The following is a 21,548-nucleotide window of genomic DNA, read 5'->3' on the forward strand; positions in this document are numbered from 1 at the left end:
CGGGCGTCACCGCCGCCGGTCGTCGCGGCGGAAGAAGTCACCCGGGTCCAGGTCACCCTCCAGGAACCGGCCGACGACGAAGCCGAGGGCGCCCAGCGCCGCCACCAGCAGAAACGCGCCGAAGCCGCCGAAGTACCCGGCGAATCCCAGCGCCATTCCGGCGATCATGCCGATCACGGCGATGCTCATGCTGCCCTGCCTTCCCGGTACTTTGCCGATACCCCGAATCCGTCACTGCAGCCGGGGCTCGGGTTCCTCTTCCTCTTCTTCGGGCAGCTTGACGTCCGTCACCGCGATGTTGACCTCGACGACCTCCAGGCCGGTCATGCGTTCGACGGCCGCGATGACGTTCTCGCGCACGGCCCGGGCCACGTCGCCGATCGAGACGCCGTACTCGACGACGATCTCCAGGTCGAGAGCCGTCTGCACCTCTCCGACCTCGGCCTTCACTCCACGGCTGACGGACTTGGAGGCGCCGCCCGGCACCCGGTCGCGGACCACGCCGAAGGTCCGGGACAGCCCGCTGCCCATCGCGTGCACGCCGAGAACGTCCCGGGCGGCGAGCCCGGCGATCTTCTCGACCACCCCGTCGGCGATCGTGGTACGCCCACGGTCGGCGGGGTCGCCACCGCCGCGCCTGGTGACGTTCGCCTTCCTGAGCTGGGCGGACAGCGGGGTTTCGCCCACACCGCCGGGCTGCTCCGGCCGGCTGGGCCGGGTCGTGTCGGTCATCGCCGTACCTCCCTTTCGGTCGCCCTCCACGATCCACAGTAGGCGGGGCCGGGCGGACCCGCGCCGGGGATGCGGCAGGCAGGGGACACGTGAGGGGCCGCTGCCGGCGGGCAGCGGCCCCTCACGCGCGCGTACGCGTACGTGTACGGACTGGTACGGCCTGTCAGTCGCCGACGCCGGCCAGGTCCCGCAACCTGCGGGCCTGGGCGGCGCGCTCGGCGGTGCGCTGTTCGTCGTAGGTCCGGCCCTGGGCACCGCGCAGCAGCGCCTTCGTCTCGACGAGGGCGTCCCGGGGCGCGGCGAGCAGCGGGGCGATCAGCTCGCGTACGGCGTCGTCGAGCCGGTCGGCCGGGACGGCGATGTTGGCGAGGCCGGTGTTCACGGCCTCCTCGGCCTGGACGAAGCGGCCGGTCGCGCAGATCTCCAGCGCGCGGGCGTAACCCACCAGGCCGATGAGCGGATGGGTGCCCGTCAGGTCGGGGACGAGGCCGAGGCTGGTCTCGCGCATGGCGAACTGCACGTCGTCGGCGACGACGCGCAGGTCACAGGCGAGCGCGAGCTGGAAGCCCGCGCCGACGGCATGCCCCTGGACGGCGGCGATGGACACCAGGTCGGTGCGCCGCCACCAGGTGAAACCCTCCTGGTACTCGGCGATGGTGCCGTCCAGCGTGGCGTCGTCGCTGCGCGCGAGGTCGATGAACGACGGCTCGCCGTCGAACCCCTCGGGCGTGAACGCCTGACGGTCCAGTCCGGCCGAGAACGACTTGCCCTCGGCGCGCAGCACGACGACACGCACGGTGCCCGGCAGCAGCCGGCCCGCCTCGGCCAGTGCCCGCCACAGAGCGGGGCTCTGCGCGTTGCGCTTGGCCGGGTTGGCCAGTGTCACCGTGGCTACCGCGTCGTCGACGGTGAGCCGTACGCCGTCCTTGTCGAGTACGGAAACTTCGGGACCTTGACCAACAACGTCCTGGTCGAACGAAGCCATGGGGCGCCTCCGATGAGTGCGGTCGGATCAGGTGCCTGTCCCCTGCGGGACACACCTAAGTGACTGCACAGTAACCACCCGACCGGTCAGTGGACCGACCGGGTGGTCACCATCGAAGCCGACGAGTCGACGGGGGTCAGGCCGAAGCGGCCTTCTTGCCCCTGGTCGCCCCGCCCCGTCCACGGAGCGTGACGCCCGACTCGCTGAGCATCCGGTGTACGAAGCCATACGAGCGACCGGTTTCTTCGGCCAGCGCTCGAATGCTCGCACCGGAGTCGTACTTCTTCTTCAGGTCTGCCGCGAGCTTGTCGCGCGCGGCGCCGGTTACCCGGCTGCCCTTCTTCAGAGTCTCGGCCACCCGTGCCTCCTCGTGGGAAGTGCGCTCTGGTCCTCTCATGATCACCCCTCAAGCGCGTCATGGCCACCCATTCGGCAAGGTCCGTGAGACAAGGTTTTGACGACAGGAGCGCATCCCCACAAGCGGAAGTCGATGTTCCGCACGTGTCTGTCCGTACGGCCGAACGAGTTGTTCCGTGAATTGCCTGGTCAGGAACGCGCGACGGCCGGGCCCTTGTCGATGAAGGGCCCGGCCGTGAAATGGATGTAGGACACACCTCGGTATGAGGAGATCTCACACAGATGATGGATCACGGATCGGCCGAATGATCCAGAGGAAGTGGATCAGCGATTCGATCACGCGCCCGTGACCCCGCCGAGCGGTCAGGCGAGGGCCACCAGATCCGCGTAGTCGGCACCCCACAGGTCCTCGACGCCGTCCGGCAGCAGGATGATCCGCTCCGGCTGGAGCGCGTGTACGGCGCCCTCGTCGTGGGTGACGAGGACGACGGCGCCCTTGTACGTGCGCAACGCGCCGAGGATCTCCTCGCGGCTGGCCGGGTCGAGGTTGTTCGTCGGCTCGTCGAGGAGGAGGACGTTCGCGGAGGAGACCACGAGGGTCGCGAGCGCGAGGCGGGTCTTCTCGCCGCCGGAGAGGACGCCGGCGGGCTTGTCGACGTCGTCGCCGGAGAACAGGAACGAGCCGAGCGTCTTGCGGACCTCGACCAGGTCCAGGTCGGGGTTGGCGGAACGCATGTTCTCCAGGACCGAGCGCTCGGGGTCAAGGGTCTCGTGCTCCTGCGCGTAGTAGCCGAGCTTGAGTCCGTGGCCCTCGATGACCTCGCCGGTGTCCGGCTTCTCGGCTCCCCCGAGCAGCCTCAGGAGGGTCGTCTTGCCGGCGCCGTTCAGGCCGAGGATGACGACGCGGGAGCCCTTGTCGATGGCCAGGTCGACGTCGGTGAAGATCTCCAGCGAGCCGTACGACTTCGACAGGCCCTCGGCCATCAGCGGGGTCTTGCCGCACGGGGCGGGCTCAGGGAAGCGCAGCTTGGCGACCTTGTCGGAGACCCGCACCGCGTCGAGCCCGGCGAGCAGCCGGTCGGCGCGCTTGGCCATGTTCTGCGCGGCGACCGTCTTGGTGGCCTTGGCGCGCATCTTGTCGGCCTGCGCGTTCAGCGAGGCGGCCTTCTTCTCGGCGTTCTGGCGCTCGCGCTTGCGGCGCTTCTCGTCGGCCTCGCGCTGCTGCTGGTAGAGCTTCCAGCCCATGTTGTAGACATCGATCTGGGCCCGGTTGGCGTCCAGGTAGAACACCTTGTTGACGACCGTCTCGACCAGGTCGACATCGTGGGAGATCACGATGAAGCCGCCGCGGTAGGTCTTCAGGTAGTCGCGCAGCCAGACGATCGAGTCCGCGTCGAGGTGGTTGGTCGGCTCGTCGAGCAGCAGGGTGTCCGCGTCCGAGAACAGGATGCGGGCCAGCTCGATACGGCGGCGCTGACCACCGGAGAGCGTGTGCAGGGGCTGGCCGAGCACCCGGTCGGGCAGGTTGAGCGCGGCGGCGATGGTGGCGGCCTCGGCCTCGGCGGAGTAGCCGCCCTTGGTGAGGAACTCCGTCTCCTGGCGCTCGTACTGCCGCATGGCCTTCTCGCGGGTGGCGCCTGAGCCGTTGGCGATGCGCTGCTCGTTCTCGCGCATCTTGCGGATCAGGGTGTCCAGGCCTCGCGCGGAGAGGATGCGGTCGCTCGCCAGCACGTCCAGGTCGCCGGTGCGGGGGTCCTGGGGGAGGTAGCCGACCTCGCCGGTGCGGGCGATCTGGCCCGCCGCGGGGATGCCCTCGCCCGCGAGGACCTTGGTGAGGGTCGTCTTGCCGGCGCCGTTGCGGCCGACCAGACCGATGCGGTCACCCTTGGTGATACGGAAGGTGGCGGACTCGATGAGGACACGTGCGCCGGCGCGCAGCTCGATACCGGAGGCGGAGATCACGGACAGACTCCAGGGCGGGGTTGTTGGCGGGGTGGGCGGCTGAGGACGTTCCCGCCGTCTAATGCGCGAGGAGAAGGGCCATGGGGCAAGTCTAACGGGGTCGTGCAAGCACTTTCTCTGCGCGTGGGTGTTCGGGCCGGGTCACCCGTTCGGCCCGCGGTCCGGCGCCGCAGCTCAGGCGGCGTATCGGAGTGCTGCCGGTCGGTCCGTCGACGCGGCTCGGCGGCGCGAGGGCGAGGGGTGTTGTCAGTGGCCGGTGCAAGACTGGGCGCAGGCCGTTTTTGTGGCGGTTTTCCGGCAGCGGTACCCGAGGGAGTGATGGGCATGGCAGGCACGGGCGGCGGGCGTCCCAGCGTCTACCCGACACTGGTGTACGCGGACGCGAAAGCGGCGATCCGGCAGCTCACGGAGGCTTTCGGCTTCACCGAGGCGTCGGTGTACGAGGGGGAGGACGGCTTGGTGCTGCACGCCGAGCTGGTGCAGGGCAACGGCGCGGTGATGCTCGGCTCGAAGGGCCGGGGCGGTGTCTTCGACACGGCGATGAAGGACGCGGGCCCGTGCGGGGTGTACGTCGTCGTGAACGACGTCGACGCACACCATCAGCAGGCCGTGGAGCACGGCGCCGAGATCCTGATGCCCCCGACGGACCAGGACTACGGCTCGCGCGACTACATGGCACGCGACGTCGAGGGCAACATCTGGAGCTTCGGCACGTACGCGCCGGAAATACAGGCCTGACCTTCTTCTCCCGCTTCTCCCGTCCGCCCCTGGTTTCCTGCGGTCAGTTGCCTCCGGTGTGCACCTGGAAGGCGGCTCGGCGTACGGCCTTGGCGAGCGCCGGGTCGGGGTGGGCCGCCGCGAGGGCGACCAGGACCTGGACGGTGCGGGGGTGGCCCACCGCGCGGACCTCGTCGAGGAGCGCGGGGATGGTGGGCTGCACCGCGGACTCCAGATGGCGCACGAGCAGCGGTGCCTCGCCGTGGTCGGCGACGGCCGCGGCGGTGTCGACCCACATCCAGGTGGCCTCCTCGCGGGTGAGCACCTCGTGGGCGTCCTCCGGGTCGATCCCGTCGTGCTCGGCGAGCCACAGCAGGGCGTACGGCCGCAGCGGGGTCTTCTCCGTCACGGCCCGTACGTCGGGCTCGGCGGGGCCGCCGACCACGCGGAGCGCCTCGAAGGCGAGACCGCGCAGCAGGGCGTCCTCACCGCGGGCGGCGTCGAGCAGTTCGGCGACGGCGCTGCCGACGGGGCGGGCGGCGAGCCAGGCCCGGTACTCGGCGCGGGCCGCGTTGGGGCGCAGCTGGGAGCAGCCGCGGAGCATGTCCTCGGCGTTCTGCTCGATGTTGCCGGCCGGGCTCTGGGCGGCGACGCAGATCTGCTCCAGCTTGACCCACACCGCCCAGCTGCCGAGCGGGGTGAGCGTGGCGTGGCCGTCGCCGTAGGTGAGGGCGCCGACGGAGGCCAGGGCGTGCAGGGCCCAGTCGAGGAGGGGGGCGAGCGGGGTGTCGACGACGGCGACGGCCTCGGGCTGCTGCGTCAGCGGCTCGGGCCGGGGGCCGTACGGGACCTCGCAGCGTTCGGTGCGCAGTTCCGTGACCCGCTGCTCCAGGAGGTCCAGGAGCTGCTCCATGGGGACGGGTCCCGCGGACAGCTGGAGGAAGGAGAGCACCTGGGGCATCGCGGAGACGACCTCGGCGACGGCGGCGGGCTCGTGGTCCGCGGCCTCGGGGTGGGCGATCGACCAGGCGTCGAAGAGGGCGACCCAGCCGCGCAGTACGGCGCTGTCGTCGCGGTTCCAGGCGCGCAGTCGCCAGCCGGGGCGTGCGACGTCGCCGTGCACCTCGACGAGGCCGGCGAGCCGGGCGGTGTCCCAGTCGTGGCGGACCTGATCCGGGGTCAGCCCCAGTTCGGCGGCCGCCCGTTCGGCGGTGGCGGCGGACAGGGTGCCCCTGCCGTCGGAGGACCCGTCGTCGTGGCCGGGCCGCAGGGCGGGGTCGGCCCAACGGGCGACGCGGGCCGCACCGGCGAGACCGGAGCGGGCCATTCTGGCCAGTTCCGCCGGGGCAGGTGTGCCCTCGGGCGGACGGGGGGCGGGTCGGCGCGAGCGCCGCTGGTTCATCGCTCGTGGGGCGGCGGCCAGGGGTCGCGGGCGGACGAGTCGAAGCCTGGAGTCGCGCGGGATACGGGACGTCACGGGTGCAGTCTTCCGGTTGACGGTCCGAAAACCCAAACGGAATGCCAGGAGGGGCTCCAGGGCGGGTCAAGGGAGGGGGTGCGGGCGGGGGTCCAGGGGGCTGTTCAAGCCAGTGGTCCAGCCTTAAACGGAAGGGGGTGCGGAGGGGCGCCGCCCGAGGTTGAGCGGTTGCGGACCAGGCGTTTCCCGGGGCAAGTGGCGGACGTGACTGCCGGGGCGGAAGGGACCACTGAGAGGAGGGTGAACGGCAGGAGTCACCGGGGACGGGCGGGACGGACTGGACCACTGGGAAGCTGCGAGGTCGGCGGGCACCGCCGGGAGCGGGCAACCGGCGGAAGCGGGCCACCCGCGCGGCGGCTACATGAGGGGGGTCAGGAAGCGGCGGAGGGTTTCCTCGTAGGTTTGTGGGTTCGCGTTCCACATCGCGCCGTGTGGGGCGTCGGGGACCTGGTGCAGGGTGAGCAGGTCGGGGCGGCGGGCGGCCAGGCGGCGGGAGGGGGTCCAGGGGGCGATCGTGTCGGTGGGGCCGTGGAAGATCAGTGCCGGGACGGTGAGGCGGGCGGGGTCGGCGGCCTCGTCGATGCGGTCGCCGTGCAGCCCGGTGCGGCCCTGGGCGGCCCGTACCGCCAGCGGGAGCAGCGCGCCGGGCGTGCGGCGTGCCGTGGCGAGGGCGCGCAGGGTGGTCTCCCAGTTGAGCACCGGAGAGTCCAGGACCAGCCCGGAGACCCGGTCGCGCAGCGAGGAGTGGGCGGCGGCCCGCAGGGCCATGGTGGCGCCGGTGGACCAGCCGTAGAGGACGACGTGCTCGGCGCCGTGGCGCAGGGCGTGCCGGATGGCCGCGTCGAGGTCGCGCCACTCGGTCTCGCCGAGGTGGCCGAGGCCGTCCGAGGGCCGGGGCGCGCCGGGATCGCCCCGGTAGGCGATGTCGAGGACGGGGAAGCGCTGGCGGTGCAGGAAGGGCAGCACGTTCAGGGGGTGCTCGCGGGTGGTGCCGAGGCCGTGCACGGTGATCACCCAGGTGTTGCGGGCGCCGGGCACGAACCACGCGGGCAGGGCGCCGAGTTCGCCGGGGATCTCGATGTCGAGGTGGTCGAGCCCGAGAGCGGTGCCGGGGTCGCCGACGTGGACGTTCGGGGTGAGCCAGACCTTGTCGCGGGGTTCCAGGGTGCCGTGGCTGACCCGTTCGAGGCGGCGTACGACGGTGTCGGCGGAGTGGGTCGCGTGGTTCAGGACGGGACCGACGACGGCGTGGGAGCCGTCACCGGCGAGGCCGTAGGTGCCGGGGCGCTGGGAGGCCAGGGCACGGGTGAGTACGACCCGGCCGGCGGCGGTGGAGTGCACGGTGAGCCGGGGTTCGGTGGGCAGTGGCCTGCCCGGCGGCGCCTTGAGGGCGGCGTCGCTGGCGTAACGGCCGGCGGCGACACTGGCCGCGCCTGCTGCCAGGGCTGCGGTGACGGCCGCGGCCGCCGCGGTGACTGGGCGCACGGACCCAGTGTCCTTGCGGAGCGCTCCGACGGCCAGCGGGAGGAGGCTGCCGGATGCGGCCTCTCTCCCCCGTACACCGCACCCGTTACCCGTGGCCCTTCCTACCCCCGCTGCCCGTACCCCTTGAGCCGCTCCGCCGCCTCTCCCACCTGGTCCTCCGAGAGGAGCGTCGGGGACAGTCCGGGTACGGACGACGCCGTCAGCCAGACGCGGCACATCCACTCCAGCTGGGCTGTGCGGTCGTACGCCTGGTCGAGGGTGGCGCCGTGGACGATCGTGCCGTGGTTCTGGAGGAGGCAGGCGGCCCGGTCGACCAGGGCCGCGAGCATGTTCTCCGCCAGCTCCTGCGTGCCGTAGGTCGCGTACGGGGCTACTCGGACGGGGCCGCCGAGGTCGCCGGCCATGTAGTGGATCAGCGGCAGCTCTCGTACGAGTGTCGAGACGGCGGTCGCGTGGACGGCGTGCGTGTGGACGACCGCGCGGGCGTCGGTGGCGCGGTAGACGGCGAGATGCATGGGCAGTTCGCTCGTCGGGGTCAGGGTGCCGAGGATCTGGCGGCCGGTCAGGTCGACGCCGACGACGCCCTCGGGGGTGAGCCGGTCGTACGGAACGCCGGACGGGGTGACCAGGACGGTGTCCCCGACGCGCACGGAGACGTTGCCCGAGGTGCCGACCACCAGACCGTCGGCCACCGTGCGACGGGCCGTCGCGACGAGCCCCGCCCAGGCCCGCGCCAACTCGTCCGGCCCGGCGGGCCCCCGCGCCTCGTCCCGCACGTCACGTCCGTCCCGTCGCCCCTCAACCATGTGCCGATCCTGCCAGGCACGGGCGGCGCCGGGCGTCCGACGGCCCCGACGGAACGGTGCTCCGTTTCCGGTCATCCGGCATCCCCCGCCAGTTCATCTTCCGTTCATTCAGGTTGCCTACGGTCCAACAGCCAATACCGTACGGAAGAAATCTGGGTAAATGGAAAGCTTCTCGCTGATCCTCGCGATCGTGGTCGTCACCGCGCTTGCGTTCGATTTCACGAACGGTTTCCACGACACCGCCAACGCTATGGCGACCACCATCTCGACCGGTGCGCTCAAGCCCAAGGTCGCGGTCGCCATGTCGGCCGTGCTCAACCTCGTGGGCGCCTTCCTTTCCGTCGAGGTCGCCAACACGATCTCCAAGGGCCTCGTCGACGAGAGCGGTATCCGTCCCGAGGTGATCTTCGCGGCGCTGGTCGGCGCGATCCTCTGGAACCTGCTGACCTGGCTGGTCGGGCTTCCGTCCAGTTCCTCGCACGCCCTCATGGGCGGCCTGATCGGCGCGACCATCGCCTCGGCGGGCACGGGCGCCGTCCACGGCGACGTGCTGGTGACGAAGGTGCTGATCCCGGCGATCGCCGCCCCGCTGGTGGCGGGCATCGCGGCCATGCTGGCAACGCGGCTGTCGTACACGCTCGGGGCCAAGCGGGCCGAGGGCAAGGCGGCCGAGAAGGGCTTCCGGGTCGGCCAGATCGCCTCCGCGGGCCTGGTGTCGCTGGCCCACGGCACGAACGACGCGCAGAAGACGATGGGCATCATCACCCTCGCCCTGGTCGCCGGCGGCGCCGTCGCTCCCGACTCCGATCCCCCGGTATGGGTCATCCTCTCCGCGGGCATGGCCATCGCGCTCGGCACCTACCTGGGCGGCTGGCGCATCATCCGTACGATGGGCAAGGGTCTGACCGACCTTCAGCCGCAGCAGGGCTTCGCCGCCCAGACCAGTGCGGCGACGGTCATCCTGGCCTCCTCCCACCTCGGTTTCTCCCTCTCCACCACGCACTCGGTGTCCGGTTCGGTGATGGGCGCGGGCCTCGGCCGCAAGGGCGGCGTGGTCCGCTGGTCGACGGCGACCCGGATGTTCGTGGCCTGGGGACTGACCCTGCCCGCCGCGGCTCTCGTGGGCGCGCTGGCGGAGTACGTCACCGGTTTCGGCAGCTGGGGCACGGCTCTGGTGGCCCTCTTCCTCATCGCGTCGAGCACGGCGATCTGGGTCGTGTCGCGCCGCGAGGTCATCGACCACACCAACGTCAACCACGTCGAGGGCGGGACCGCGGCGAACGCCGAGCCCGCCGGCGTCGTCACGACGGCCGTCGCCGCCGTGACCCCGCCTCCGGCAGGCACTGTCGCCGACGACCTGACGGCCACCATCCCGGCCCCGGCCACGGCCCCCGCCGAGGTCGCGGTCCAGCCGTCGGCCACGGCCCTCTGAGTCCGGTAAGGAAGCAACATGAAGATCGACTGGGCGGCCCTCGGCTCCGTCTTCGGCGTCAGTCTCGTCATCACCGTGGCCATGGTGGGCGTGTTCACCCTGGGCATCATCGGGCTCTCCCACCGCGAACGGGCGGTCGCGCAGGGCGAGTCGGCGGGGCTGGCGGTCACCGGCGCGTACGCGTGCTTCGCCGCCTGTGCGGCGGTGGTGGCGTACGGCATCTATCTGATCGTGGCCTGAGGGCCGCGTACATCCTCCTCGCCCGCCGTGACCGTGGCCGCCTCGCTGGTGGTCAGGGGCGCGGCGGGCGTTTTTCGTCGCCCCGATCCGGTCGTGGTGTGGGGCTCAGCACAGTCCTCCTTTCCAGGTCAACGGCAAGTTGACGGGTGTTCCGGGCCCGTGGTGGACTGCCGGAGCCATGTACGGCAGCAGAAGAGGAAGCCGGTGTGAATCCGGCGCGGTCCCGCCACTGTCACCGGGGTAGGTAACCCCGGGAGCCAGGAACTCTTGCCGCCGGTCTCGTCGAACCAGGGCGTGGACACCCTGAGTGAGGACATATCGCCATGCTCGGCTGCCGTTCGCGTTCGAGGTACAGCACCGGATCGCTGCCCGATCCCCTGGCCGGCTGAGCCGATGCGTGCCGATCGCGTCTTCGCGTACGGCGCCACCGCCGGACTCCTCGCTGATCTGATCCTGGGCGACCCTCGCCGCGGGCATCCGGTCGCCGCGTTCGGGCGGGCCGCCGGCGCCGTCGAACAGGTCCTGTGGCGGGACCATCGCGGGTGGGGCGCGCTGCACACCGCCGTGTGTGTGGGAGGCGCCGTCTCCCTTGCCGCGGCGGCCGGTTGCCTCGCACGTCCGTCCCGTACCGCTTCTGTCGCTCTCACCGCCGCCGCCACCTGGGCCGTCGTCGGCGGTACCTCCCTGGGCCGGGAGGCGCGGGCCATCGGCCGGTCGCTGGAGACCGGGGACGTCGAGGGCGCGCGGGAGCGGCTGCCCCATCTGTGCGGGCGGGATCCGCAGGCTCTCGACTCCGCCGGGATCGCCCGGGCGGTCGTCGAGTCCGTCGCCGAGAACACCTCCGACGCCGTGGTGGGCGCGCTGGTGTGGGGCGCCTTGGGCGGGGTGCCCGGGCTGGTCGGGTTCCGGGCCGTCAACACCCTTGACGCGATGGTGGGTCACAGGTCGGACCGGTACCGGCGGTACGGGTGGGCCGCCGCCCGGCTGGACGATGTGGCGGGGTGGCCGGGGGCGCGGCTCACCGCCGTCCTGGCCACGCTCACCGGTGGGGATCCTCGCGGGGCCGTACAGGCCTGGCGGGACGACGCCGGTAAGCATCCGAGTCCCAACGCCGGGCCCGTGGAGGCTTCTTTCGCGGGCGCCCTGGGCGTGCGGCTCGGCGGGACCCTGTCCTACGGCGGACGGGTCGAGCATCGGCCGGTGCTGAACCAGGAGGGGCGTGCTGTGGAGGTTCACGACATCGAACGGGCGGTACGGCTGTCCCGTCGCGTCGGTGTGCTCGCGCTCGGCGTCAGTGTCGCCGCGCGGGCCCTGGTGAAGGGGCGCACCGCATGACGCACCCCATGAGTGGCGGGGGCCTCGGTGGGGGGCTGCTCGTCGCGGGGACCACCTCCGACGCCGGCAAGAGTGTCGTCACCGCCGGGATCTGCCGGTGGCTGGTGCGGCAGGGGGTCAGGGTCGCGCCGTTCAAGGCGCAGAACATGTCCCTCAACTCCTTCGTCACGCGCGAGGGTGCCGAGATCGGGCGGGCGCAGGCCATGCAGGCGCAGGCGTGCCGGGTGGAACCCACCGCCCTCATGAATCCCGTGCTGCTGAAGCCGGGGGGCGACCAGAGCAGTCAGGTCGTGCTCATGGGGAAGCCGGTGGGGGAAATGAGCGCCCGTGGATATCACGGGGGACGACAGCAGCGACTTCTCGGGACCGTGCTGGAGTGCCTCGCCGAACTGCGGGGCACGTATGACGCGGTGATCTGTGAGGGGGCCGGGAGCCCGGCTGAGATCAACCTCAGACGGACCGACATCGTGAACATGGGGATCGCCAGGAATGCCCGGCTCCCTGTCCTCGTCGTCGGCGACATCGACCGGGGCGGCGTCTTCGCCTCCTTCTTCGGGACCGTCGCCCTGCTGTCTCCCGAGGACCAGGCGCTCGTCGCCGGGTTCCTCGTGAACAAGTTCCGGGGGGACGTGTCCCTGCTGGAACCGGGGCTCGACATGCTCCAGGGGCTCACCGGCCGGCCGACCTACGGTGTGCTGCCCTTCCGGCACGGGCTCGGCATCGACGAGGAGGATGGGCTTCGGGTCTCGCTGCGGGGGACCGTGCGGGAGTCGAACGTCTCGCCGCCCGTCGGGGAGGACTTGCTCCGGGTGGCCGTGTGCGCGGTCCCGCTGATGTCCAACTTCACCGACGTCGACGCGCTCGCCGCCGAACCGGGCGTCGTGGTGCGGTTCGTGGACCGGCCGGAGGAACTGGCCGACGCCGACCTCGTCGTCGTTCCGGGCACGCGCGGGACGGTGAAGGCGCTGGCGTGGCTGCGGGAGCGCGGCCTCGCCGACGCCATCAACCGCCGCGCCGCCGAGGGGCGGCCCGTGCTCGGCATCTGCGGTGGCTTCCAGATCCTCGGCGAGCACATCGAGGACGAGGTCGAGAGCCGACAGGGCCATGTCGACGGGCTCGGGGTCCTTCCCGTCCGGGTGCGGTTCGCCCGGGAGAAGACCCTCACCCGGCCCGTCGGCACCGCCCTCGGCGAACACGTCGAGGGATACGAGATCCATCACGGCGTCGCCGAGGTCGCGGGAGGCGAGCCCTTCCTGGACGGGTGCCGGGTCGGCGGCGTCTGGGGTACGCACTGGCACGGCTCGCTCGAGTCCGACGGGTTCCGGCGGGCGTTCCTGCGGGAGGTGGCCGCCGCCGCGGGCCGCCGTTTCGTGCCGGCCGCCGACACCTCCTTCGCCGCGCTGCGCGAGGAACAGCTCGACCTGCTCGGCGATCTCGTCGAACAGCACGCGGACACCGACGCGCTCTGGCGGCTCATCGAGTCGGGCGCGCCGCAAGGACTGCCCTTCATTCCACCGGGAGCACCCGCATGAGCACAGTGTTGTTGTTGTCGACCGCCGACACGGACCTGCTGGCGGCCCGGGCCGCCTCCGGTGTCTCGTACCGGATCGGCAATCCGACCCGGGTGGATGTCGCGGAGGAGCTGCCCGCGCTCGTCGAGGGCGCGGACATCGCCGTCGTACGGCTGCTGGGCGGCAAGCGCGCCTGGGAGGACGGGCTCGCCTACCTGAAGTCGTCCGGTGTGCCCACCGTGCTGCTCGGCGGGGAGGCCGTGCCCGACGCCGAGTTGATGGCCGAGTCGTCGGTGCCCGCCGGGGTGGTCGCGGAGGCGCTGCGCTATCTCGTCGAGGGCGGCCCCGCCAACCTCGTGGAGCTGGCACGGTTCCTGTCCGACACCGTGCTGCTGACCGGCGAGGGGTTCGTCGAGCCGCAGAAGATGCCCGAGTACGGGGTGCACGGCTCGTACGCCCGCGAGAGCGGCCGTCCGACCATCGGGGTGCTCTTCTACCGGGCCCACGAGCTCAGCGGCAACACCGGGTTCGTCGACACGCTGTGCGAGGCGATCGAGGCACGGGGGGCCAACGCCCTTCCCGTGTACTGCGGTTCACTGCGCGGAGCCGACGCGGGACTGTACGAGCTGCTCGCCGGCGCGGACGCCCTGGTCGCCACCGTGCTCGCCGCCGGCGGTACGCATGCCTCGGACGCGTCGGCCGGGGGTGACGAGGAGGCCTGGGACATCGGGGCGCTCGCCGACCTCGACGTGCCTGTGCTGCAAGGACTTTGCCTTACGTCGTCCAGGAGCACGTGGGACGCCTCGGACGCCGCCCTCTCCCCCATGGACGCGGCGATGCAGGTCGCGATCCCCGAGTTCGACGGCCGGCTGATCACCGTGCCGTTCTCCTTCAAGGAGGACGGCCCCGGCGGCGTCCCCGTGTACGTCGCCGACCCCGAGCGGGCCGCGCGCGTCGCCGGAATCGCCGTACGGCACGCCCGGTTGAAGTACAAGCCGAACGAAGACAAGAAGCTCGCCCTCGTCTTCACCGCCTACCCGACCAAGCACTCCCGCGTCGGCAACGCGGTGGGCCTCGACACGCCCGCCTCGGCGGTACGGGTGCTGGACGCGCTGCGCGCCGCCGGGTACTCGCTCACCGAATACCCGGACAACGGCGACGAGTTGATCCACCGGCTCATCGCGGCCGGCGGGCACGACGTGGAGTGGCTGACGGAGGACCAGCTGGCCGCCGCGCCCGCGCGGGTGCCGCTGGCCGACTACCAGGCATGGTTCGACAAGCTCGACGGTGAACTGAAGGCCGGGATGCTGGAGGCGTGGGGCGAGCCTCCGGGCAGCCTGTACGTCGACGGGGACGACATCGTGCTGGCCTCCCTCCAGTTCGGGAACGTCGTCGTGATGATCCAGCCGCCGCGCGGCTTCGGCGAGAACCCGATCGCGATCTACCACGACCCCGACATGCCGCCCTCGCACCACTACATGGCGACCTACAGGTGGCTGGAGAATTCCTTCGGCGCCGACGCGATCGTCCACATGGGCAAGCACGGCACCATGGAATGGCTGCCCGGCAAGGGACTTGGCCTGAGCAAGGGGTGCGGGCCGGACGCCGTGCTCGGTGAACTCCCCCTCGTCTACCCCTTCATCGTCAACGACCCCGGCGAGGGCACGCAGGCCAAGCGGCGCGGTCACGCCACGGTCGTCGACCATCTCGTGCCGCCGATGGCGCGCGCGGACACCTACGGCGACCTGGCGAAGCTGGAGCAGCTCCTCGACGAGTACGCGCTCGTCTCCGACCTGGACCCGACGAAGGCTCCGGCGGTACGCGCGCAGATCTGGACGCTCGTCAAGGCGGCCGAGCTGCACCACGACCTGCATGTGGACGACCAGCCGGACGACGACGCTTTCGACTCGTTCGTCATGCACATCGACGGCTATCTGTGCGAGATCAAGGACGTGCAGATCCGCGACGGGCTGCACATTCTCGGCGGTGGTCCGGAGGCCGAGCCGCGCGTGAACCTCGTCCTGGCGGTGCTGCGTGCCTCGCAGGTGTGGGGTGGCACAGCAAACGCGCTGCCGGGTCTACGGGCTTGTCTCGCCGAGCACTTCGGGCTGGTGGAGAAGGAGTTGCTGGCCGAGCCGGGGGCTCCGGTGAAGCTGCCGGTCGAGCTGACGGATCTCGTCGAGGGGCCGGCGCGTTCGGCCGCCGACGCGATCGATCTGCTGGAGCAGCTGTGCCGACGGCTCGCGGAGGGCATGGAGGAGCGGGCGTGGGACGCGGTGACAGTTCCCGCGCTCGTACGGGACGTACTGGGGCTCGAACTCCCTGACGCCGTCGCGGTGTTGGAGTTCGCCTGCCGTGAGGTGGTGCCCCGGCTGGCCCGTACGACGGACGAGATCACCCACATTCTCAAGGCACTTGACGGCGGCTATGTCCCGGCGGGGCCCTCGGGTTCGCCCACGCGTGGACTGGTGAACGTCCTGCCGACCGGCCGCAACTTCTACTCGGTCGACCCCAAGGCCATTCCGTCCAGGCTGAGTTGGGAGGTCGGGCAGGCGCTCGCCGACTCGCTCGTGCAGCGGTATCTGGCCGACAACGGCGAGTATCCGACGTCCGTCGGCCTGACGGTGTGGGGTACGTCGGCCATGCGGACGCAGGGTGACGACATCGCCGAGATCCTGGCGCTGTTGGGCTGCCGTCCGGTGTGGGACGACGCGTCGAGGCGGGTGACCGGGTTCGAGGTGGTGCCGGTGGCCGAGCTGGGGCGGCCCCGCATCGACGTCACGGTCCGTATCTCCGGGTTCTTCCGGGACGCGTTCCCGCACGTGGTCGGGCTGATCGACGACGCGGTGCGGGCGGTCGCGGAACTGGACGAGCCGGCCGAGTCCAACTTCGTACGGGCCCACGTGGACGCCGACGCGGCCGAACACGGCGACCGGCGGCGGGCGACGGCCCGTATCTTCGGGTCCAAGCCGGGGGCCTACGGGGCTGGGCTGCTGCCGTTGATCGACGCGCGGAACTGGCGGTCCGACGCCGACCTCGCCGAGGTGTACGCGGTGTGGGGCGGTTACGCGTACGGGCGCGGGCTGGACGGCAGGGCCGCCCGGGGGGACATGGAGACGGCGTTCCGGCGGATCGCGGTGGCCGCGAAGAACGTGGACACGCGGGAACACGATCTTGTCGACGCCGACGACTACTTCCAGTACCACGGCGGCATGGTCGCGATGGTCCGGCATCTGACGGGGGCGAGCCCCGAGGCGTACGTCGGGGACTCCGCGACTCCCGACCAGGTGAAGACCCGGACGCTGGGCGAGGAGACCCACCGGGTGTTCCGGGCGCGAGTGGTGAATCCCAGGTGGATGGCCGCCATGCGTCGGCACGGCTACAAGGGCGCGTTCGAGATGGCCGCGACCGTGGACTACCTGTTCGGGTACGACGCCACGGCCGGTGTCGTCGACGACTGGATGTACGAGAAGTTGAGCGCCGAGTACGTCTTCGACCCGGAGAACCGGGACTTCATGAGGACGTCCAACCCGTGGGCGCTGCGCGGGATCACTGAACGGTTGCTGGAGGCTGCCGACCGCGGGTTGTGGGCCGAGCCCGACGCCGACACGATCGAGCGGCTGCGCGCGACCTATCTGGAGCTCGAAGGCGACCTGGAGGGCGACGACAAGTGAGTACTCCCTTTCCGTTCACGGCCGTCGTCGGCCAGGACGACCTGCGGCTCGCGCTGTTGCTGAACGCCGTCTCGCCGGCGGTGGGTGGTGTGCTGGTGCGCGGCGAGAAGGGCACCGCCAAGTCCACTGCCGTGCGCGCTCTTTCGGTGCTGCTGCCCGGGGTCGACGTCGTCGCCGGGTGCCGGTTCTCGTGCGATCCGGGGGCGCCCGATCCGGCCTGTCCCGACGGGCCGCACGAGGGCGGGGCCTACGAGTCCCGGGCCGCCAGGATGGTCGAGCTGCCCGTCGGCGCCTCCGAGGACCGGCTCGTCGGGGCGCTCGACATCGAGCGGGCGCTCTCGGAGGGCGTGAAGTCCTTCGAGCCCGGACTGCTCGCCGACGCGCATCGCGGGATCCTGTACGTCGACGAGGTCAACCTGCTGCACGACCACCTCGTCGACCTGCTCCTGGACGCCGCCGCGATGGGCGCCTCCTACGTCGAACGCGAGGGTGTCTCCGTACGGCACGCGGCGAAGTTCCTGCTCGTCGGGACCATGAACCCCGAGGAGGGTGAGCTTCGGCCGCAGCTTCTCGACCGGTTCGGGCTGACCGTCGAGGTCGCGGCCTCGCGGGAGCCCGACCAGCGGGTGGAGGTCGTACGGCGGCGGCTGGCCTACGACGACGATCCCGCCGGGTTCGCCGCTCGGTGGGCCGACGAGGAGTCCGCCGTACGAGCCCGGATCGTCGCCGCGCGGGAGCTGTTGCCGTCCGTGCGGTTGGGCGACGGGGCGTTGCGGCAGATCGCGGCGACCTGTGCCGCCTTCGAGGTGGACGGGATGCGCGCCGACATCGTGATGGCGCGGACGGCGGTCACGCTGGCCGCCTGGGCCGGGCGTACCGACGTGCTCGCGGAGGATGTCCGGCAGGCCGCGCTGCTCGCTCTGCCCCACCGGCGGCGCCGGAATCCCTTTGACGCGCCCGGACTTGACGAGAACAAGCTCGACGAGACGTTGGAGGAGTTCGGCGGACAGGGTTCGGGTGACGACGAGGACCCTGACCCTGATCCTGGGCCGGACGGGCCCGGTGGCGGCGGTGGACAGGCGCCGGAGTCCGACGGGCCTGGCGATGGTCCGCAGGGAGACGGCGCCGGCGCGCCGCCCGAGGCCGGGGAGGGCGGGGAGCCGCAGCCCTCGGGGGCCGGTTCCGGTGAGCGACAGCCCGTAGGGGCCGGTGAGCCCTTTCGTACCAAGGTGCTGAGTGTGCCCGGGGTGGGCGAGGGTGCTGCCGGGCGTCGGTCACGGGCGCGTACCGAGCGGGGGCGTACGACCGGGTCCCGGCGGCCTCAAGGAGCGCTCACCAAGCTGCACTTGGCGGCCACTGTGCAGGCGGCGGCGCCTCATCAGCGGGCGCGGGGGCGGGTCGGGCGCGGGCTGGTCGTGCGGCGGGACGATCTGCGGCAGGCCACCCGGGAGGGGCGCGAGGGGAATCTCGTGCTGTTCATCGTGGATGCCTCGGGGTCGATGGCCGCTCGGCAGCGGATGAGTGCCGTCAAGGGCGCTGTGCTGTCGCTGTTGCTCGATGCCTATCAGCGGCGGGACAAGGTGGGGCTCGTGACGTTTCGGGGCACGGGTGCCGAGGTCGCGTTGCCGCCGACCTCCTCGGTCGACGCGGCCGCGGCCCGGCTGGAGTCGTTGCCCACCGGTGGGCGGACGCCGCTGGGGGCCGGGCTCCTCAAGGCGCATGACGTGCTGCGGGTCGAGCGGCTCCGGGATCCGGCGCGGCGGGCCCTCGTCGTGGTCGTGACGGACGGGCGGGCCACCGGCGGCCCCGAGCCGGTCGCCCACGGGGCACGGGCGGCCCGGTTGTTCGCGGCCGAGGGGATCGCCTCGGTCGTCGTCGACTGTGAGTCGGGGGTCGTGCGGCTCGGGTTGGCCGCTCAGCTCGCCGGCGATTTGGGGGGTACCGCTGTGACGCTGGACGAATTGCGGGCCGATTCGATCGCCGGGCTGGTCAGGGACGTGCAGGGCGACAGGCACAGCAACGGGCACAGCAGCAGGAGGGCCGCGTAATGCCTCAGGGACAGCCGAGTGTCGTACCGGAGGACGGTCTGACGACCAGGCAGCGGCGTAACCGGCCGCTTGTCGTCGTCCATACCGGGGTCGGGAAGGGCAAGTCGACGGCCGCTTTCGGGCTGGCGTTGCGCGCCTGGAATCAGGGGTGGCCCATCGGGGTGTTCCAGTTCGTCAAGTCGGCGAAGTGGAAGGTGGGGGAAGAGAACGCGCTTCGGGTGCTGGGGGCCAGCGGGGAGGGCGGCTCCGTCGACTGGCACAAGATGGGCGAGGGCTGGTCGTGGGTGCAGCGTGACGCGCAGCTCGACAACGAGGAGAAGGCCCGCGAGGGCTGGGAGCAGGTCAAGCGGGACCTCGCCGCCGAGACGTACAAGCTGTACGTGCTGGACGAGTTCGCCTATCCCATGCACTGGGGGTGGGTCGATGTCGACGAGGTGGTCTCGGTGCTGCGGGACCGGCCGGGGACCCAGCATGTGGTGATCACCGGGCGGAACGCACCGGAGAAGCTGGTGGAGTTCGCGGATCTGGTGACCGACATGTCGAAGGTCAAGCATCCGATGGACACCGGGCAGAAGGGGCAGCGGGGGATCGAGTGGTGACTGCCTCGTCCGTGCCCCGGCTGGTCATCGCCGCGCCCTCCTCGGGCAGCGGCAAGACCACTGTCGCCACGGGGCTGATGGCCGCGTTCGCCTCGCGGGGGCTCGCCGTGTCTCCGCACAAGGTCGGGCCGGACTACATCGACCCCGGGTACCACTCGCTCGCCACCGGGCGGGTGGGGCGGAATCTCGACGCGTACATGTGCGGGCCCGAGTTGGTCGGGCCGCTGTTCCTGCACGGGGCGCGCGGGTGTGACATCGCCGTGGTCGAGGGTGTGATGGGGCTGTACGACGGGGCAGCGGGCGAGGGGGAACTCGCGTCCACCGCTCAGGTGGCCAAGTTGCTGCGGGCGCCGGTGGTGCTGGTGGTGGACGCGTCTTCGCAGGCCCGGTCCGTCGCGGCTCTCGTGCACGGGTTCGTGTCGTGGGATCCCGATGTGCGGGTCGGGGGCGTGATTCTCAACAAGGTTGCCTCGGACCGGCATGAGGAGATGCTGCGGGAGGCGTTGGAGTCGGTGGGGGTGCCTGTGTTGGGGGTGCTTCGGCGGGTTCCGCAGGTGGAGGTGCCTTCTCGGCATCTGGGGTTGGTGCCTGTTGCGGAGCGGCGGGGGGTTGCTGCGCGGGCTGTGGCGGCGATGGGGGCGCAGGTTGTTGCGGGGTGTGATCTTGAGGCGTTGATGGGGGTGGCTCGGGAGGCGGGGGGGTTGTCGTGTGCGGAGTGGGATGCGGGTGAGGTCTTGGTTTCCTCGCCCCCGCCGCCCCTACCCGTCCCATCCCTGGGGGCTGCCGCCCCCAGACCCCCGCTTTCGGCCCTGAAGGGGCCTCGTCCTCAAACGCCGGACGGGCTGTTGGGGGCACCTGTCGTCGCTCTGGCCGGCGGGGCCGCGTTCACCTTTTCCTATGCCGAGCATGTCGAGTTGTTGCGGGCCGCCGGGGCCGAGGTCGTCGTGTTCGATCCGCTTCGGGATGAGGAACTGCCTGACGGGACGCGGGGGTTGGTCGTCGGGGGTGGGTTTCCTGAGGTGTTCGGGGGTGAGTTGTCCGCCAATGAGTCGCTGCGCAAGTCCGTCGCCGCCCTCGCCGAGAGCGGTGCGCCCGTTGCCGCCGAGTGTGCCGGGCTGCTGTATCTGTGCCGGGAGTTGGACGGGCTGCCCATGTGCGGGGTGCTCGACGCCACCGCACACATGAGTGAGCGGCTCACCCTCGGATACCGGGACGCCGTTGCCGTGAGTGACAGTTCGCTCGCGGTCGCCGGTGCCCGGATGCGTGGGCACGAGTTTCATCGGACCGTCGTCGAGCCGGGCGCCGGGGTGGCTCCCGCCTGGGGTGTGCGGGGGGCGGCGCGGCGGGTCGAAGGGTTTGTACAGCGTGGTGTGCACGCGAGCTATCTGCACACGCACTGGGCGTCGGCGCCCGGTGTCGCCCGTCGGTTCGTGGAGAGGTGCCTGACGTCATGAGCAGCATCAGCAGGCTTGTCGGTGTGGGGGTCGGGCCCGGTGATCCCGAACTCGTGACCGTCAAGGGCGTCAACGCGTTGCGCGCCGCCGATGTGATCGTCGTACCCGTGATGGACACCCTTGAGCGGGGGCGTGCCGAGGCGACCGTGCTGCACTACGCGCCCGCCGAGAAGATCGTCCGGGTCGTCTTCGCGCTCAACGAGCGGTCCGACCACGCTCGGCGCGAGGCCGCCTGGGATGCCGCCGGTGCTCGGGTCGCCGAGTTGCTCGGCGCGCACTCCGTCGTCGCCTTCGCGACCATCGGTGATCCCAACGTGTACTCGACGTTCACCTATCTCGCCCACACGATCGGGGAGTTGATGCCGTCCGTCGCCGTGGAGACCGTGCCCGGTATCACCGCGATGCAGGATCTGGCGGCGCGCTCGGGGGCCGTGCTCACCGAGGGGACCGAGCCGCTGACACTCGTACCCGTGACGGCCGGGGCCGCTGTGCTCAAGGAGGCGCTCAGCGGGCCGGGCACCGTCGTGGCGTACAAGTTCGGGCGGCAGGCGCGGGAGGTCGCCGAGGCGTTGCGGGAGAGCGGGCGTATCGGCGACGCCGTGTGGGGGTCGGCCCTGGGGCTGGAGGACGAGTCCATCCGGCCCGCCGACGAGCTCGACGGTGCGCCGCTGCCCTACCTCTCCACCCTCATCGCGCCCGCGCCACGCCACGGCGGCAGGGGCGGCAAGTTGTGA

18 protein-coding genes and 1 riboswitch are annotated in these 21,548 nt (G+C 71.4%); of the genes, 10 read left to right on the top strand and 8 right to left on the bottom strand.

Going from position 1 to position 21,548, the window contains the following annotated elements; translation table 11 throughout:
• Positions 1-6: 6 nt before the first annotated feature.
• The 5 genes from OG241_RS13010 to OG241_RS13030 all read right to left on the bottom strand — a co-directional run bounded on the left by OG241_RS13010 (position 7) and on the right by OG241_RS13030 (position 4,036).
• Positions 7-189, bottom strand: coding sequence for a hypothetical protein (locus OG241_RS13010; RefSeq protein WP_319093837.1), 183 nt, complete (start codon positions 187-189; stop codon positions 7-9).
• A 42-nt stretch (positions 190-231) separates the two neighbouring features.
• Positions 232-732, bottom strand: coding sequence for an Asp23/Gls24 family envelope stress response protein (locus OG241_RS13015; protein ID WP_405815434.1), 501 nt, complete (start codon positions 730-732; stop codon positions 232-234).
• Between the two features lie 163 nt (positions 733-895).
• The gene (locus OG241_RS13020) at positions 896-1,717 is read right to left on the bottom strand and encodes an enoyl-CoA hydratase/isomerase family protein (protein ID WP_405815435.1); all 822 of its coding nucleotides are present in this window, start codon (positions 1,715-1,717) and stop codon (positions 896-898) included.
• Positions 1,718-1,853: 136 nt separating this feature from the next.
• Positions 1,854-2,075, bottom strand: a complete 222-nt coding sequence (locus tag OG241_RS13025) for a helix-turn-helix domain-containing protein (RefSeq protein ID WP_006123601.1) — start codon at positions 2,073-2,075, stop codon at positions 1,854-1,856.
• Between the two features lie 362 nt (positions 2,076-2,437).
• Positions 2,438-4,036, bottom strand: coding sequence for an ABC-F family ATP-binding cassette domain-containing protein (locus OG241_RS13030; RefSeq protein WP_405815436.1), 1,599 nt, complete (start codon positions 4,034-4,036; stop codon positions 2,438-2,440).
• A gap of 324 nt (positions 4,037-4,360) precedes the next feature.
• Here OG241_RS13030 and OG241_RS13035 point away from each other — a divergent pair, with 324 nt between their 5' ends.
• Positions 4,361-4,774 (top strand): VOC family protein, encoded by a 414-nt coding sequence (locus tag OG241_RS13035; protein WP_405815437.1) that lies wholly within the window; start codon positions 4,361-4,363, stop codon positions 4,772-4,774.
• Positions 4,775-4,817: 43 nt separating this feature from the next.
• On the opposite strand, the gene OG241_RS13040 is transcribed toward OG241_RS13035, so the two are convergent.
• From OG241_RS13040 to OG241_RS13050, 3 genes are all read right to left on the bottom strand, one after another.
• Positions 4,818-6,230, bottom strand: a complete 1,413-nt coding sequence (locus OG241_RS13040; RefSeq protein WP_405815438.1) for a hypothetical protein — start codon at positions 6,228-6,230, stop codon at positions 4,818-4,820.
• 357 nt (positions 6,231-6,587) lie between these two features.
• Complete coding sequence (locus OG241_RS13045; RefSeq protein WP_405815439.1) at positions 6,588-7,715, bottom strand: alpha/beta hydrolase family protein; 1,128 nt, start codon at positions 7,713-7,715, stop codon at positions 6,588-6,590.
• 101 nt (positions 7,716-7,816) lie between these two features.
• Entirely contained in the window at positions 7,817-8,521 is a 705-nt protein-coding gene (locus OG241_RS13050) for a class II aldolase/adducin family protein (RefSeq protein ID WP_405815440.1), read from the bottom strand.
• 160 nt (positions 8,522-8,681) lie between these two features.
• Between OG241_RS13050 and OG241_RS13055 the strand changes: the two genes are divergently transcribed.
• The 9 genes from OG241_RS13055 to cobI all read left to right on the top strand — a co-directional run bounded on the left by OG241_RS13055 (position 8,682) and on the right by cobI (position 21,548).
• Positions 8,682-9,953: an anion permease gene (locus tag OG241_RS13055; protein WP_405815441.1), complete on the top strand. Its 1,272-nt coding sequence runs from the start codon at positions 8,682-8,684 to the stop codon at positions 9,951-9,953.
• 18 nt (positions 9,954-9,971) lie between these two features.
• Positions 9,972-10,193 (top strand): hypothetical protein, encoded by a 222-nt coding sequence (locus OG241_RS13060; RefSeq protein ID WP_006375076.1) that lies wholly within the window; start codon positions 9,972-9,974, stop codon positions 10,191-10,193.
• A gap of 146 nt (positions 10,194-10,339) precedes the next feature.
• Positions 10,340-10,483: riboswitch (cobalamin riboswitch) on the top strand.
• 103 nt (positions 10,484-10,586) lie between these two features.
• Positions 10,587-11,528 (top strand): cobalamin biosynthesis protein, encoded by a 942-nt coding sequence (locus tag OG241_RS13065; protein ID WP_405815442.1) that lies wholly within the window; start codon positions 10,587-10,589, stop codon positions 11,526-11,528.
• The gene (locus tag OG241_RS13070; protein ID WP_405815444.1) at positions 11,525-13,060 is read left to right on the top strand and encodes a cobyric acid synthase; all 1,536 of its coding nucleotides are present in this window, start codon (positions 11,525-11,527) and stop codon (positions 13,058-13,060) included. The genes OG241_RS13065 and OG241_RS13070 overlap by 4 nt, the downstream gene beginning before the upstream one ends.
• The gene (gene cobN / locus OG241_RS13075) at positions 13,057-16,713 is read left to right on the top strand and encodes a cobaltochelatase subunit CobN (RefSeq protein WP_405815445.1); all 3,657 of its coding nucleotides are present in this window, start codon (positions 13,057-13,059) and stop codon (positions 16,711-16,713) included. The genes OG241_RS13070 and cobN overlap by 4 nt, the downstream gene beginning before the upstream one ends.
• Complete coding sequence (locus OG241_RS13080) at positions 16,710-18,761, top strand: putative cobaltochelatase (RefSeq protein ID WP_405815446.1); 2,052 nt, start codon at positions 16,710-16,712, stop codon at positions 18,759-18,761. The genes cobN and OG241_RS13080 overlap by 4 nt, the downstream gene beginning before the upstream one ends.
• Positions 18,761-19,360: a cob(I)yrinic acid a,c-diamide adenosyltransferase gene (gene cobO, locus OG241_RS13085; RefSeq protein ID WP_334592447.1), complete on the top strand. Its 600-nt coding sequence runs from the start codon at positions 18,761-18,763 to the stop codon at positions 19,358-19,360. The genes OG241_RS13080 and cobO overlap by 1 nt, the downstream gene beginning before the upstream one ends.
• Complete coding sequence (locus OG241_RS13090; RefSeq protein WP_405815447.1) at positions 19,354-20,814, top strand: cobyrinate a,c-diamide synthase; 1,461 nt, start codon at positions 19,354-19,356, stop codon at positions 20,812-20,814. The genes cobO and OG241_RS13090 overlap by 7 nt, the downstream gene beginning before the upstream one ends.
• Entirely contained in the window at positions 20,799-21,548 is a 750-nt protein-coding gene (gene cobI, locus OG241_RS13095) for a precorrin-2 C(20)-methyltransferase (protein ID WP_405815448.1), read from the top strand. The genes OG241_RS13090 and cobI overlap by 16 nt, the downstream gene beginning before the upstream one ends.

It is taken from the genome of Streptomyces sp. NBC_01390 (genome assembly GCF_045040105.1).
In the GTDB taxonomy this organism is placed as follows: domain Bacteria; phylum Actinomycetota; class Actinomycetes; order Streptomycetales; family Streptomycetaceae; genus Streptomyces.

Excerpts from the sequence above, each read along its gene's own strand:
- OG241_RS13015 (WP_405815434.1), bottom strand. The coding sequence starts at position 732 with ATGACCGACACGACCCGGCCCAGCCGGCCGGAGCAGCCCGGCGGTGTG.
- OG241_RS13050 (WP_405815440.1), bottom strand. The coding sequence starts at position 8,521 with ATGGTTGAGGGGCGACGGGACGGACGTGACGTGCGGGACGAGGCGCGG.
- cobN (WP_405815445.1), top strand. The coding sequence starts at position 13,057 with ATGAGCACAGTGTTGTTGTTGTCGACCGCCGACACGGACCTGCTGGCG.
- OG241_RS13060 (WP_006375076.1), top strand. The coding sequence starts at position 9,972 with ATGAAGATCGACTGGGCGGCCCTCGGCTCCGTCTTCGGCGTCAGTCTC.
- OG241_RS13020 (WP_405815435.1), bottom strand. The coding sequence starts at position 1,717 with ATGGCTTCGTTCGACCAGGACGTTGTTGGTCAAGGTCCCGAAGTTTCC.
- OG241_RS13055 (WP_405815441.1), top strand. The coding sequence starts at position 8,682 with ATGGAAAGCTTCTCGCTGATCCTCGCGATCGTGGTCGTCACCGCGCTT.
- OG241_RS13065 (WP_405815442.1), top strand. The coding sequence starts at position 10,587 with ATGCGTGCCGATCGCGTCTTCGCGTACGGCGCCACCGCCGGACTCCTC.
- OG241_RS13035 (WP_405815437.1), top strand. The coding sequence starts at position 4,361 with ATGGCAGGCACGGGCGGCGGGCGTCCCAGCGTCTACCCGACACTGGTG.
- OG241_RS13070 (WP_405815444.1), top strand. The coding sequence starts at position 11,525 with ATGACGCACCCCATGAGTGGCGGGGGCCTCGGTGGGGGGCTGCTCGTC.
- cobO (WP_334592447.1), top strand. The coding sequence starts at position 18,761 with ATGCCTCAGGGACAGCCGAGTGTCGTACCGGAGGACGGTCTGACGACC.
- OG241_RS13010 (WP_319093837.1), bottom strand. The coding sequence starts at position 189 with ATGAGCATCGCCGTGATCGGCATGATCGCCGGAATGGCGCTGGGATTC.